This is a genomic window from Bacillus sp. AK128, assembly GCF_053903075.1.
In genome coordinates, this window is the sequence record NZ_CP096379.1 from 3451085 (window position 1) to 3464137 (window position 13053).

At 39.5% G+C, this 13053-nt stretch carries 15 protein-coding genes and 1 riboswitch; of the genes, 1 reads left to right on the forward strand and 14 read right to left on the reverse strand.

The genetic code is table 11. The annotated features are described in order from the left end of the window. Window positions 1–251: 251 nt before the first annotated feature. Window positions 252–752, forward strand: a complete 501-nt coding sequence (locus M1D60_RS17300) for a hypothetical protein (protein WP_456276075.1) — start codon at window positions 252–254, stop codon at window positions 750–752. A 17-nt stretch (window positions 753–769) separates the two neighbouring features. On the opposite strand, the gene thiE is transcribed toward M1D60_RS17300, so the two are convergent. The 14 genes from thiE to M1D60_RS17370 form a co-directional block, all read right to left on the reverse strand. After that, complete coding sequence (gene thiE, locus M1D60_RS17305) at window positions 770–1405, reverse strand: thiamine phosphate synthase (RefSeq protein WP_456276076.1); 636 nt, start codon at window positions 1403–1405, stop codon at window positions 770–772. Further along, complete coding sequence (thiD, locus tag M1D60_RS17310; RefSeq protein WP_456276077.1) at window positions 1402–2211, reverse strand: bifunctional hydroxymethylpyrimidine kinase/phosphomethylpyrimidine kinase; 810 nt, start codon at window positions 2209–2211, stop codon at window positions 1402–1404. Before thiD ends, thiE begins: the two co-directional genes overlap by 4 nt. Before the next feature lie 9 nt (window positions 2212–2220). After that, a complete protein-coding gene (locus M1D60_RS17315; RefSeq protein ID WP_456276078.1) occupies window positions 2221–3240 on the reverse strand; it encodes a thiazole biosynthesis adenylyltransferase ThiF in 1020 nt (339 codons plus the stop codon). Beyond that, the gene (locus tag M1D60_RS17320; protein WP_456276079.1) at window positions 3237–4004 is read right to left on the reverse strand and encodes a thiazole synthase; all 768 of its coding nucleotides are present in this window, start codon (window positions 4002–4004) and stop codon (window positions 3237–3239) included. The genes M1D60_RS17315 and M1D60_RS17320 overlap by 4 nt, the downstream gene beginning before the upstream one ends. A 1-nt stretch (window position 4005) precedes the next feature. Further along, window positions 4006–4209 (reverse strand): sulfur carrier protein ThiS, encoded by a 204-nt coding sequence (thiS, locus tag M1D60_RS17325; RefSeq protein WP_456276080.1) that lies wholly within the window; start codon window positions 4207–4209, stop codon window positions 4006–4008. Continuing rightward, window positions 4187–5332 carry a glycine oxidase ThiO gene (gene thiO / locus M1D60_RS17330; protein WP_456276081.1) on the reverse strand — a complete coding sequence of 382 codons (1146 nt, stop codon included), beginning with the start codon at window positions 5330–5332 and terminating at the stop codon, window positions 4187–4189. Before thiO ends, thiS begins: the two co-directional genes overlap by 23 nt. After that, window positions 5316–5942 (reverse strand): thiazole tautomerase TenI, encoded by a 627-nt coding sequence (tenI, locus tag M1D60_RS17335; protein WP_456276082.1) that lies wholly within the window; start codon window positions 5940–5942, stop codon window positions 5316–5318. The genes thiO and tenI overlap by 17 nt, the downstream gene beginning before the upstream one ends. Window positions 5943–5986: 44 nt before the next feature. Then, window positions 5987–6769, reverse strand: coding sequence for an energy-coupling factor transporter transmembrane component T family protein (locus M1D60_RS17340; protein WP_456276083.1), 783 nt, complete (start codon window positions 6767–6769; stop codon window positions 5987–5989). A 15-nt stretch (window positions 6770–6784) separates the two neighbouring features. Continuing rightward, the gene (locus M1D60_RS17345) at window positions 6785–8245 is read right to left on the reverse strand and encodes an ABC transporter ATP-binding protein (protein WP_456276084.1); all 1461 of its coding nucleotides are present in this window, start codon (window positions 8243–8245) and stop codon (window positions 6785–6787) included. A 206-nt stretch (window positions 8246–8451) separates the two neighbouring features. Then, the gene (locus tag M1D60_RS17350; RefSeq protein ID WP_456276085.1) at window positions 8452–9033 is read right to left on the reverse strand and encodes an ECF transporter S component; all 582 of its coding nucleotides are present in this window, start codon (window positions 9031–9033) and stop codon (window positions 8452–8454) included. A 331-nt stretch (window positions 9034–9364) separates the two neighbouring features. Then, window positions 9365–10042, reverse strand: a complete 678-nt coding sequence (tenA, locus tag M1D60_RS17355; RefSeq protein WP_456276086.1) for a thiaminase II — start codon at window positions 10040–10042, stop codon at window positions 9365–9367. Between the two features lie 113 nt (window positions 10043–10155). Continuing rightward, window positions 10156–10262, reverse strand: a riboswitch (TPP riboswitch). Window positions 10263–10332: 70 nt separating this feature from the next. After that, window positions 10333–10647 (reverse strand): YbjQ family protein, encoded by a 315-nt coding sequence (locus tag M1D60_RS17360; RefSeq protein ID WP_456276087.1) that lies wholly within the window; start codon window positions 10645–10647, stop codon window positions 10333–10335. After that, the gene (locus M1D60_RS17365) at window positions 10628–10825 is read right to left on the reverse strand and encodes a hypothetical protein (RefSeq protein WP_456276088.1); all 198 of its coding nucleotides are present in this window, start codon (window positions 10823–10825) and stop codon (window positions 10628–10630) included. The genes M1D60_RS17360 and M1D60_RS17365 overlap by 20 nt, the downstream gene beginning before the upstream one ends. Window positions 10826–11413: 588 nt before the next feature. Continuing rightward, window positions 11414–12886 carry a SulP family inorganic anion transporter gene (locus M1D60_RS17370; protein ID WP_456276089.1) on the reverse strand — a complete coding sequence of 491 codons (1473 nt, stop codon included), beginning with the start codon at window positions 12884–12886 and terminating at the stop codon, window positions 11414–11416. Between the last annotated feature and the right edge of the window lie 167 nt (window positions 12887–13053).

Here is a 13053-nt window from a genome sequence, read left to right on the forward strand (position 1 = left end):
TGGCCACGTGATCATATAGGATTTTATTTACAAAACGTAAAAAATGCTTAATCATCGTAACCACTCCTTCCAAATTTTTCTTTATCCACCGAAAAAGCTTAACACCGTCCTCTATTTGGTGTCAATCCTTTTTAAATATTTATACATATATTTACAAACTTTTATCTAAGAAAACATCTATTTTAAATATATATTTTTCAGTGTTTTTGACCACTTTATATAATACGCAGAGGAAAAGGGTGTGTAAGGTGATGGAGGATACAAAACGAATAACTACTCCTATAGAGATGATCTTCTGGAGTATTGCCTTGCCTGGATTCGGACAGATATTAAATAGAGACTACGTAAAAGCAATCATCCTTGTATTTTTAGAGTTTTTAATAAACCTCCAAGGTGGAATCAATTTAGCTATTGTTTATAGCTTTCAAGGGAATATCACCCAAGCCATCCAAACTGTTGATTACCGGTGGATAATGTTTTATCCTTGTTTGTATGTTTTTGCAATGTGGGATGCCTATATTTCTGCCAAAAGAAAGGCAAAAATTGCTAACCTACCGTTCGAATCCATTCCCTTTTCTTTCGCAGCCTATATTACAACAATCGGTGTTATTTACTCAAATAGACCCATATTCTCAATCACCTTTGGCCCGATTTTCACACCTATACTAGCGATATTCCTTGGTTTTATATTAGGTATGATTCTTAAAAAGATATTAGTTACAAAATATATAAATACTAAAAAGATGGCATAAACGAAAGAAAGGACTCTCTACAATGAGAAAGTCCCTCTTACTAATTCTGCTACCCGCTTCGGATCATTCGCCTTACTAATCGCTGATATGATCGCAACTCCGTCTGCACCAGCTTCGAATATAGGTTTTGCATTTTTTTCGTTAATTCCACCGATCCCAACCATGGGAATGGAAATACTTGCTTCTCTTAAGCTTAGTATGAGTTCAGGGCCAACCACATTTCTAGTATCTAGCTTAGTTGTAGTAGGGTACATTGGTCCTACCCCAATATAGTCTACTCCATGTTGAATAGCTTGTTCTGCCTCATGTAAATTGTGACAAGATACACCAAGTATTTTCTTACCCATTCTCTTCTTAACCGTTTCAACAGATTCGTCTTCCTGACCAATATGGATTCCGTCAGCATTGATTTCCAATGCTAAATCGACATCATCATTTACGATAAACGGCACATCATAACGCTTGCATATGGCTTGAAGCTGCTTCGCAAATATAAGCTTTTGTTCTCCAAGAAATGAGCCTTCTCCTTTTTCACGGAGCTGAAACATCGTCACTCCACCAAGTATCGATTGTTCTAATACAAAAGCAGGATCCTGCTCACAATTAGTGCTTCCCATTACAAGATATAAACCTAGCTTTTCTCTTATATTCATCGTAATATTGTCCCTTCTTGACGGTGAGCCCAGTGATTCGTTGGGCCATGACCACCACCAAGCTGTAAATCATGTGTGATCGCAAGCTGAATATAGGATTTTGCTTGCTGAACGGCTTCAAATACAGAGGCTCCTTTGGCAAGATGGGCAGCAATAGCAGCTGAAAACGTGCAGCCTGTACCATGGGTATTTTTCGTTTGAATCCTTGGTGTACTCAAAAGTTCAAAACTTTTACCGTTATAATATAAATCAACTGCCATTTCCTCGTTCCCATGTCCACCTTTGATGACGACTGTTTCTACTCCTAGATCAATCAAGATTTTTGCAGCTTCCTTTCGATCTTCAAGAGTATAAATTTGTTTACCTGTAAGTACTTCTGCTTCAGGTATATTCGGTGTTACAACTGTCGCTATTGGGAGAAGCTTCTTCTTCACAGATTCAACAGCCTCACTTTGTAAAAGACGTGCTCCTCCCTTGGCGATCATGACTGGATCCACCACTAAGTTACCCCAATGGTATAACTTAACCGCATCTGAAACAGCCTCAATTAGCTCACTACTAAATAACATTCCTGTTTTTAAAGCATGTGGTCGTAAATCCTCTGAAATCGACTTTAATTGATTTAAAATTGTTTCAACCGGTAATGGAAAAACATCCTGTACACCTAGTGTGTTCTGAGCCGTTATTGCGGTTATAGCTGTCATTCCATAAACCTTTAACTCCTGAAAAGTCTTTATATCTGCTTGTATTCCTGCTCCCCCACCACTGTCTGAACCAGCAATGGTTAATGCCTTATATGTCTCCATCTTCTCACCCTACCCTAAATAACGATGATAGATCCCTTTTGCCTCAGTAATATCTTTTGTACCGTGAATGAGTACGCGCCCATCCTGAAAAATAACAAGACGATGATGTCCTGTATCAAAGGATAGAAGGAATGGGTTTCGCTCTACTTTTCCACCTGTTGCCAAAAGTTGCTTCTCAACCTGTGCTAGATCTCTTACAGACCCCTCTTGTGGTCGAATCTGTACCGTATCTCTTCCACATAAAACAGCTGTTTTCAACTGATTTTCATAGGATAGAAACGGATAAGTTGGTTGCTCACCACATGAAAGACAGCCAGGGCGTTTTAACTTATCCACTGAGATAGCGGTGGACTGATTCGTCCACAAATCGAAGGTCACAAGCTTCTTTCGAACATGCTCGTAATCCTCAACAAGAATCTTTAACACCTCTGCCGTTTGATAGGCAACAACCATTCCAACTGCCGGGCTTATAATTCCGACTGTATCACAAGTCATCCCACCCATTGGCACTCTTTCTAATAAGCAATGTAAGCATGGCGTTTGTCCTGGTAAAATCGTATAGCTAATTCCATAACTCCCTACACAAGCTCCATAAACCCACGGGATTTCATATTTCTGAGAAAGATCATTTAAAATTAACCGGATATCAAAATTGTCTGTAGCATCAATAATCACACTGACATTTTTTATAAGCTTTTCAAGCTCAGTTACACTTGCATCCGCGACAATCGCTTCTATTTCTACTTCACTATTAATCTCCGTAAGACGCTGTTTAGCCGCAATTGCCTTAGGCAATCGTTCCGTTGCGTCCTTTTCTGTATAGAGCTGCTGCCTTTGTAGATTGCTCCAATCTACATAGTCCCGGTCGACAAGAGTAACCTTACCAACTCCAGCACGAACTAAGCTTTCAGCATTTGCACTTCCTAATGCACCTGCGCCTATTATTAACACATGCTTTTCATTTATCTTTTTTTGGCCTTCTACTCCAATTGGAGCGAATAACTCTTGTCTTGAATATCGTTCACTCAAACAGTGCTCAATCCTTCCATTGGGCTACTTGCTGTTGCATACCTTTTCTTAGGAATTCGTCCCGCTTCATAACCAAATCTTCCTGCTTCAATTGCTAACTTCATTGCTTTAGCCATTTTAACAGGATCCTTTGCTGCTGAAACGGCTGTATTCAGAAGGACACCATCAGCACCCAGCTCCATCGCCAATGCTGCATCAGCTGGTGAACCGATTCCAGCATCCACAATGACTGGTACTTCTGCTTGCTCCACGATGAGGCTGATGTTTAATGGATTTACAATTCCTTGGCCTGAACCAATTGGGGACGCTCCAGGCATAACAGCATGTACGCCCAGCTCTTGTAGTCTTTTCGCTAATAATACATCATCTGAAATATACGGTAAAACGATAAATCCTTCTTCTAGCAGTGTTTCACACGCCTTATATGTTTCAAATGGATCAGGTAAAAGTGTTGTAAAATCACCAATTACTTCTACCTTGATCATGTCACAAAGTCCTGAAGCTTTCGCGAGTTTTGCAATACGTACCGCCTCCTCTGCTGTCTTAGCCCCAGCAGTGTTAGGTAGCAATGTGAATTTTTTCGTATCAAGCTTTTCTAAAAAATTCGGTTGGTTAGGTTCAAAAATATTCATTCTTCTTACAGCAAACGTTAAAATTTCAGCTTCTGAAACGTCAACTGCTTCCTTTTGAATATCATAATTAGGATACTTCCCAGTCCCTAATAATAAACGTGATTGAAAAGAATATGGTCCAATTTTTAACATATCATCCGCCTCCTACAAAATGTACAATTTCAATTTGGTCCCCATCAGAGATTCCAACAAGCTGATGAGTTGTTTTTTCTAAAATTACTTGGTTGTGCTCAACAATCACAACCTTTTCATGAAGCTGAAAATGCTCCAATAAATTAGCAATCGTTTTTAATTCAGCTGGTACTTCAACGGTCTCACCGTTTATACGAAGCTTCATAATGGCCCCTCCTAGTTCCTAGCTCTAAAGAAAATGCACATGCACTTTCAGATAGTGGTTTTTCTTCTATCATGTCTGCAATCGTCTCACCAGTGATCGGACTTAGTAAAATTCCATTTCGATAATGACCTGTAGCTACATATAGCCCAGATAGACTTGGATGCTTTCCTAAGTAAGGATAGCCATCTCTCGTTTGAGGCCGAATACCTGTCCAAGCTTTCTCCCATTCAGCATCCTGTAATGCTGGTACTAAATGAATTGCACGGTCAAGTAACTTAGAAACACCTTCAATCGTTACCTTTTCATCAAATGAATGAGGAACCATAGTAGCACCAATGAAAAGACGTCCTTCCTTCTTAGGAACAATATAGCACTCATCCGAGAAAATCGTCTTAGTAACAAGATTTTGACGAGTTAGTACAGATAAACATTCTCCTTTGACCGGATACATCCCAAGGTCGACACCTGTTTGTTCAAGTACATGCGTGGACCAAGCTCCTCCGGCTACGACTACATTCTTACTGTAGTATTCAGCTTGTAACGTCTTTACTCCTTGTACTTCTCCACGATCAATAATAAATCCTGTAACATCCGTAAATTCGAGTAGTTGACCACCTAAGTTGCTTGAAGCTCTTGCAAAACCGGTTGCCAGCTTATAGGCAGAAACCTGACCATCCTTTGGTGCAAACATAGCACCCAATACCTGCTTGGATACGTGAGGTTCAGCCATTAAGACCTGCTCTTGTGTTAACCAATACGCTTCCTCACCAACACTTTGCTGAAAAGCAATGGTGTTCTTCAGTTCTTTTACTTTTTCATCAGTATAAGCCACAGTTAGAAGACCTTGTTGAATCAGCTCAATATCAATGCCAGCTCTATCCTGTAATTCTTCATTCAGTGCTGGAAACATATTTCTACTTTCTCGTGCTAGGTCAAAAAGAGGGCCTGGTTCTGTCACCTCTGCTTGTGCGGCAAGCATTCCTGCTGCTGCACTTGTAGCCTTTCGGTTGATCTCTCCTTTTTCTATAACGAGAACAGTATGGCCTCTTTTTAATAGAGAATAGGCAACAGAGTGCCCAATAATCCCACCGCCTACAACAATGGTGTCATAATGTTTTTTCATGCTGCTCCTCCTCCCATTTAAACATTTGCTCTTTAAATTGTTCGGCTGCATAAACCGGGTCTCGTTGCTGTAGTATTCCTGATATTACCGCAATCCCGTTTGCACCATTCCGTAATACATCTAGTGTGTTTTCCGGTGTAATCCCACCGATTGCAATGATCGGTAGTTGGGTAGTACTACAAATAGTTTTAAGTTCCTCTAAACCTCTAGGCATTAAATTGGGCTTTGAGTTTGTTGGGAATATATGTCCATAGACCGCAAAGCTTGCTCCGCCCTGTTCAGCAGCCCTAATTTCTGATTGAGAATGGACCGAGCATCCTACTGCTAAGGTTGGAAACTCTTTCCTCACAACCTCTAAAGGTAAACTATGGTAAGCAAGTTGGACTCCTCTCAACCCTAATGCGACAGCAACATCTACCCGGTCGTTCATAAATATTTTTTTTGAATCAATCCCTTTATCGAGCAAGGATTGAACACCCTCATACAATTCTTTAGCAGATTTTTGCTTTTCTCTTATATGAAAGAAATCCACATAAGAATCTACCTTTTTAGCAATCTCTGAAAACTCCTTTAGTGACATTTTACCATTGGATAGTAGGTGTAAGTCCAAAACCTAAACTCCTTTTTATTGATATGTTGTTATTAGCAAAGAGCCTATTGATATCTTACATCATCGATTGCAAAATAAGGGTAATTGCTTCCTATTGAATAGGAGACTAAACAAAGAACAATTAGAAGTCCGATAAAATAAACATCCTTTACAGAAAATCCTACTCGGTAATAATAGGTTCGAGTACCTGTAGAACTGAATTTCTTTGCTTCCATGGCTACCCCAATCCGATGTGCCCTTCTGATACTTTGAGACAATAGTGGAATACAATACGCTTTAAGCTTTGTTGGAATTGAAGATATTCCCTTCTTTCGGTTCATTCCCCTCACCTTTAAGGCCTGATGAATGACCTTAAACTCCTCAAACATAATCGGAATTAAACGATAACCAGCCAAAAAGCTATATGCATACTTAGGCTTAAGCTTTGCTTGCTGCATGAGTGAGTAAAACAAAAGGACTGGCTTTGTGGTTAACGTAAATAATAACCCTAAAAATGCAAAAGTAATGGCCCTAAAGCCAACATGAAGCCCTCTATAAAAGCTTTCTTCTGTAATATGAATAAGTCCCCACTTAAACCAAGTCGTATCGCCCTTACCAAAAAAAATCATAGAGGACGATGTTGAAATAAAGACTAAAATAAATGGAAGTAGCAATAGTGCTACTTTCTTCAATGGAAAACCATTAAACAAGAAAAATATTACACAAACGATAAACGTTAAATTTAAAAGGATATTAATGTTATGGATCGTTAAAATGACAATAAACAATAAGATTAAACCTGCTAATTTTAATGTAGGATTAATCTGATACATCCAGGTTTCCTTCATCGACTTCACCCTATTTTATACATTTAATAGTTTTGCTTGGTCTAGCTCACTAACTATGTGGTCCTCAACTAATTGTCCCTTAGAAATGACCCACTTTCTTGTTGCAAATTGCTCCACAATCTTTTCATCATGGGTAATCATCAGGATGGTATTTCCTTTTCGCCGCTCCTCCTCTAAATACTCTAAAAGGGCAAAGGTATTTTTACTATCCTGACCAAAGGTAGGCTCATCTAGTAGAAGAATCCTTTGGTTTTGCATAATGGATGAAGCAACACTTAATCTTCTTTTCTGCCCCATTGATAATTGATAAGGATGCTTCTCTTGATGCTCTGTAAGTGAAAAACGATGCAACATTTCATCAACCTTTTGTTGTATTAACGATTCTTTTGTTTCAAACAATTTAAGTGAATGAGCCAATTCGTCATAAACGGAGTTGGTGACAAATTGAAATTCTGGATTTTGAAAAACAAAGGCAAGGTCTAGAAACAGTTCTCTTTTTTTATCCACGTTCTTCTCATTAAGGAGATACTTCCCCTTGGTCTCAACTAATTGCATCAAGCCCTGGAGTAAACTACTTTTCCCAGCTCCATTTTCACCAACAATCGCAATCCACTCATGTGAATGAACTTGAACAAAAGGTACACTAACAACAGCCTTCTTCTTTCTATGCACCTCGAAATCTGTTAAGGAAATAATAGGAGAAGATTGAATAATTTTCTCCTCTGTATGCGTTCTAGGATGAATATCCATGTATTCGTCCCAAACTCCTGGGTACCAAATACCATGACTTCGGAGTAGAGGCAAATGAGTGTGGAGAATCACCTCTTTCTCTCCATCGGCAATAATTGCACCATCGTGATTAAACACAATCACTCGATCTATTAATCTCATTACATGCTCAATTTTATGCTCAACTATTACTAATGTTTGATCATCCATCAAATGTTCGATGGTGTTCCATACATCTATTGTCCCCTCAGGATCAAGCATGGCTGTAGGTTCATCAAGAAATAGCACATCTGGTTCAAGGGCTAATATGGAAGCAATCGCCAACCTTTGCTTTTGGCCACCTGAAAGGGTCTGTATATTCGTATGCAAATCAGCTAGTTTTAAACCAACCTTCTCAAGATATGTGGTGATTTGTTGCTTCATTTGATCTCTTGGTACTTGTAGATTTTCTAGTACAAATGCAATTTCTTCATCAACATAAGGCATACAGAACTGACTATCTGGGTCTTGAAAGACATACCCTGAAGAGACTGGTAATTCAATGGTGTCAGCTTTCATTGGCACCTCTATGGACCTAGGAATGATTCCCGCCAATACCTGCAATAAGGTAGACTTTCCGCACCCAGAAGGGCCAAGGAGGAGTACCTTCTCCCCCTTGTTAATCTCTATATTTAAATCTTTAAATAGCAAGTCTTTCTCTTTTGGAAATTTCAGTCGTAGATTCTCAAGTTTCATACAAGGCTTCATACGTCACCTATCCTTTATTGATTGGCTATGTTAAAGTTTGTTGTTGATTTCCGTTCCAGGACACTCGCTTTCCACGGGCGGGTTCGGGAGCCTCCTCGGCGCTTCACGCCTGCGGGGTCTCCTTCACCACGCTTCTCCCGCAGGAGTCTCGCGTCCTTCCACTTCAATCAACCCTGCTAATAATCAACACTGTACTTTGACACAACCTATTGATTCAATGCGTCGTAATCTGCTTGATCGGCTGATCTAACCAAGTTGGTTACCCCTGTCTTTTCTAATGCTTTCACTAGGAAATAAGCAAATACTCCCGCTATTAAAATTGCACCGATGGTTCTTGCACCCATATACAGGCTTAAGTTCCAAAGAGCTAGGTCTCCAATATATCCTTTATAGAAGTCCATAATTAACGATCCAACCGTTGAAGCAACAGCAGCCAAACTTACTACTAATAGATCAAAGCGCTTGTAAAGGAATAACATGAAAATAAGCTCTGCACCAAGACCCTGGAATACTCCATAAATTAATACTTCAAGTCCCCATTCAGATCCCATTAAAAATTCACCAGATGCTGCTGCAACTTCTGCTAGAAAGGCCACTCCAGGTTTTCTAATAATCAAGAACGCAACAGTAGCCGCAATAAACCACATTCCATAAAGAAGTTGATCCACATGAAGACCTAATGGAGCAACAGCTGCATAAATAGGACTCCATAGTTTATAAACAACACCAAATACAATCGCAATGATAACTGTTACTAATATATCTGTAAGCTTTAATCCTTTTGACATAGGTATTCCCTCCGAGTTGGTTCAAGTTATTGGCCGTTTTTGGCCTGTATTTTAAAAGCTAGCTCTTTTAAATTAAGTTGTTGATTTTCGTTACAGGACACTCGCTTTCCGCACTTGCACAGGATGTGCTGGCTTCTGCGTTGCTCACAGGACGTGAGCGACCTTAGCAGAAGTTCCATTAAGCCTCCTCGGCTTTGCCTGTGGGGTCTCACCTGAACGGCTTCTCCCTCAGGAGTCTCGCATCCTTCCACTTCAATCAACAGTGCTAATAATCAGTTTGATTTTTTACATAAGCAAAACTTACAAGAATCTGTCTTTCCTTAATTATCCCCTAAACGTTTGCTGTTTCGGTTACTGGCCATTTTTCTTGTTTGTAGGCCATTTCCCAGAAAGAAAGCTCGTATTGGCTGCTAATTAGGAAGTTTTCTCTCATTCGTTTAAGGTCCGCCTCAGTTAAGCATTTGGCTATTTCATCTAATCTATTAATCTGTTCTTCTACTAACTCTCTGAACCATTCGCCGCCATATGCAGCGATCCAATCCTGGTAGATTGGTTCTGCAGGAGTTGCTCCTTGTAACCTTTCTCCAATTTCATAATAAAGCCAGTAGCAAGGTAGAATAGCAGATAGAATATCTCCTAGATGACCATAACCTGCACGGTACATATGTGATGTGTAGGCATAAGCAGTAGGGGCTGGTTGAAAGGATTGTCTTTCCTCCTCTGTTATTCCCATTCTTTTAGAGAAATTCTCATGCAGCTGAAGTTCTGCCTCATATGTCCCCTGTGAATGTGCCGCAAATCTAGATGTCGTATGTAGGTCTAATGCTTTTGATGCACCTAGTGCCTGAACCTTTGAAAAATGCGTTAAATAATAGGAATCCTGTAAAACATAAAACCTAAAACATTCTAAGGGCAGACTTCCATCCGCTATCCCTGTTACAAACGGGTGATGAAAGCTTGCTTCCCAAATCGCGTCTGCATCTTTCCTTAATTGCTCAGTAAATTTCATACTTCCCCTCCATTTTCTTGAACTTTTCCACTAGGTTAGAGGTATAGTGAATGCATAAATGCAAAAAAACCACTTTTCATAAGAAAAGTGGTTTTGTAGTTAGAAAGGAATAAAGATTCCAACCTCCACTTCCCTACGCTGGTATAAACCAGATCAGGTTCAAAGGGTCTTAAAGTGAAACTTTAATCTCAGCCTTTTAAAGGCTCCCCTAGTGAAATCATTCGATTATGTTATTTTCGTAATCATCATAACATGTTACAAATATTTGTCAACAACTACTCACTTGATTTTTAATCGACAATAACTGCTGTCCCGTATGCGATAATTTCAGAAGCATTGGTCATGACAGCAGAGGTTTCTAGTCTCATCGCAATAATTGCATTTGCACCCTTCGCCTCTGCATCCCTTACCATTCTCCCAATTGCATTTTTTCTTGCCTCTTCCATCATCTCTGTGTACTCTTTAATTTCTCCACCTACAATTGTCTTAAGGCCAGCCAATAAATCTTTCCCAATATGCTTGGATTGAACAGTACTCCCCTTAACAAAACCAATATACTCCTTAACTTCCTTACCAGGTACAAACTCAGTAGTCGCGATAATCATTGTCTTCCTCCTCTTTTTTTTCCTTCACACGGTCTCGAATTAGTGTGATTAATAAGAGTACCAGTGCTAATCCATTTAGAATAAAACAAATAATGGCCGTAACAAACTGCTGCTGAACAAGAAAGAAAAATCCAGCCAGCTGACTAATTATTAATAATGAAATTAGAATATATTTCAATTTCATCACTCCCTACTTAAATGTATAACTTTTTGGAATGAAATGGTAGCTGTTTTTAATAAATGCTGGTTTTGTATAGATTGTTGTTTTGCGTAAGAATCCTAGAAGCCGGATTTTCACCTAAGTTTCAGGCTGTTGATATACATGAAGAATTGCACTAATCCCAATACCAGCACGAACTCAAGAGAATCAGCACTCATGAGGAAATGTCCTTCATGAGGCAGATGAAGGACAAAGCAAGCCAGAGGTAGAGAGGAAATGTCCTTCATGAAGCAGATGAAGGACAAAGCAAACCAGAAGTAGAGAGGAAATGTCCTTCATGAAGCAGATGAAGGACAAAGCAAACCAGAAGTAGAGAGGAAATGTCCTTCATGAGGCAGATGAAGGACAAAACAAGCAAGAGGTAGAGAGGAAATGTCCTTCATGAGGCAGATGAAGGACAAAGCAAGCCGGAGGTAGAGAGTAAATGTCCTTCATGAGGCAGATGAAGGACAAAGCAAGCCGGAGGTAGAGAGGAAAAACCAATACTCATACTCCCTAAAACAGAAAAACCCCCATCCACAAGGGATGGGAGTTCCACACAATCTATTAATGTCCAGACAACTTGGCGCCTGGCTTATTGTGAACAGCTAAACGGTCCACTAGCGTAGAGCTATGCTCATTCAAGCCAATGATCGTAACTGCAGTATTATTTTCTCTTAGTTTAATAACAATTTTATCGATAGCTGCAACCGCTGAATCATCCCAGACATGGGCCTGCGAGAAGTCAATTTCAACCTTTTGTACTTCTTCTTTCAAATCAAAGCACTCAACAAGATCGGTTACAGATGCGAAGAATACTTGCCCTCTTATTCTATAAGTCTTTTTATTTAATACATGATCAAACGAGCTGGAAACATGTACCTTTGATATTTTCGCAACAAAGAAGATGGCACTTAATATAATTCCAGCGAATACACCCTTTGATAAGTCATGGGTGAAAACTACTGTTACCACCGTGACCACCATAACTATGGAATCCGTTACTGGTACTCTATTTAAATTCTTAAGAGAAGACCAGTCAAATGTACCAATGGAAACCATGATCATGACACCTACTAAAGCGGCCATTGGAATTTGGATTACGACATTTCCTAATACTAAGATTAGGAACATTAAGAACACACCTGCAACTAAAGCTGATAATCTACCTCTAGCGCCTGACTTTACGTTAATCACAGACTGGCCAATCATTGCACATCCAGCCATACCACCAAAGAATCCAGCCACAATGTTCGCAATCCCTTGACCACGGCTCTCCATGTTCTTATCACTTGTAGTGTCTGTCATATCATCAACAATCGTAGCTGTTAATAAAGATTCCAGCAAACCAACCATAGTTAAAGCTAGAGCGTAAGGGAAAATAATCACTAATGTTTCAAATGTGAAAGGAATATTGGGAATACCGAAAAACGGTAAAGCTTGAGTTAACTCACCCATATCTCCTACTGTACGAACTCCACTACCTGTGTATATAGCAATAATTGTAATCACAACAATCGCTACTAGTGGTGATGGTACTACTTTTGTAATTCTTGGTAGCAGATAAATAATCGCAAGAGCCCCCGCTACCATTGCATACATGGCAATTCCTTCTCCCACAAAATGCTGTAACTGCGAAGTGAAAATTAAAATCGCAAGCGCATTAACAAACCCTACCATTACGGAACGCGGAATAAATTTCATAAATCTAGCCAGTTTAAGCAGACCAAAAATAATTTGAAGGACTCCTGTTAAGATAGTCGCTGCAAATAAATACTCCAATCCATGGTCTCTAACAAGGGTAATCATTAATAGCGCCATCGCACCTGTGGCAGCTGATATCATAGCAGGTCTTCCGCCTACAAAAGCAATAACGACAGCAATACAAAAGGAAGCATAAAGACCTACCATTGGGTCAACACCTGCGATAATTGAGAATGCGATTGCCTCTGGGATTAGAGCCAATGCCACAACGATCCCTGCTAGAATATCCCCACGGATATTTCCAAACCATTCAGTTTTTAGTTGTTGTAAATTCAAAACTGCACCTCTTTCTCCTATTATAAATTTATTATTGACTTTCAACTCTCATGAAAGTCAGGGCCGTTTTTAACATCAAAATCTTATCACACCCTTACGAATTATCAAATGTCCATGTAAGCGTACATCATCTAATAAAAACTTTCATTTTCTTAATTTTTCTATCA

Excerpts from the sequence above, each read along its gene's own strand:
- thiD (WP_456276077.1), bottom strand. The coding sequence starts at position 2,211 with ATGGAGACATATAAGGCATTAACCATTGCTGGTTCAGACAGTGGTGGG.
- M1D60_RS17345 (WP_456276084.1), bottom strand. The coding sequence starts at position 8,245 with ATGAAGCCTTGTATGAAACTTGAGAATCTACGACTGAAATTTCCAAAA.
- thiE (WP_456276076.1), bottom strand. The coding sequence starts at position 1,405 with ATGAATATAAGAGAAAAGCTAGGTTTATATCTTGTAATGGGAAGCACT.
- M1D60_RS17300 (WP_456276075.1), top strand. The coding sequence starts at position 252 with ATGGAGGATACAAAACGAATAACTACTCCTATAGAGATGATCTTCTGG.
- M1D60_RS17340 (WP_456276083.1), bottom strand. The coding sequence starts at position 6,769 with ATGAAGGAAACCTGGATGTATCAGATTAATCCTACATTAAAATTAGCA.
- M1D60_RS17360 (WP_456276087.1), bottom strand. The coding sequence starts at position 10,647 with ATGATTATCGCGACTACTGAGTTTGTACCTGGTAAGGAAGTTAAGGAG.
- thiS (WP_456276080.1), bottom strand. The coding sequence starts at position 4,209 with ATGAAGCTTCGTATAAACGGTGAGACCGTTGAAGTACCAGCTGAATTA.
- M1D60_RS17320 (WP_456276079.1), bottom strand. The coding sequence starts at position 4,004 with ATGTTAAAAATTGGACCATATTCTTTTCAATCACGTTTATTATTAGGG.
- tenA (WP_456276086.1), bottom strand. The coding sequence starts at position 10,042 with ATGAAATTTACTGAGCAATTAAGGAAAGATGCAGACGCGATTTGGGAA.
- thiO (WP_456276081.1), bottom strand. The coding sequence starts at position 5,332 with ATGAAAAAACATTATGACACCATTGTTGTAGGCGGTGGGATTATTGGG.
- M1D60_RS17350 (WP_456276085.1), bottom strand. The coding sequence starts at position 9,033 with ATGTCAAAAGGATTAAAGCTTACAGATATATTAGTAACAGTTATCATT.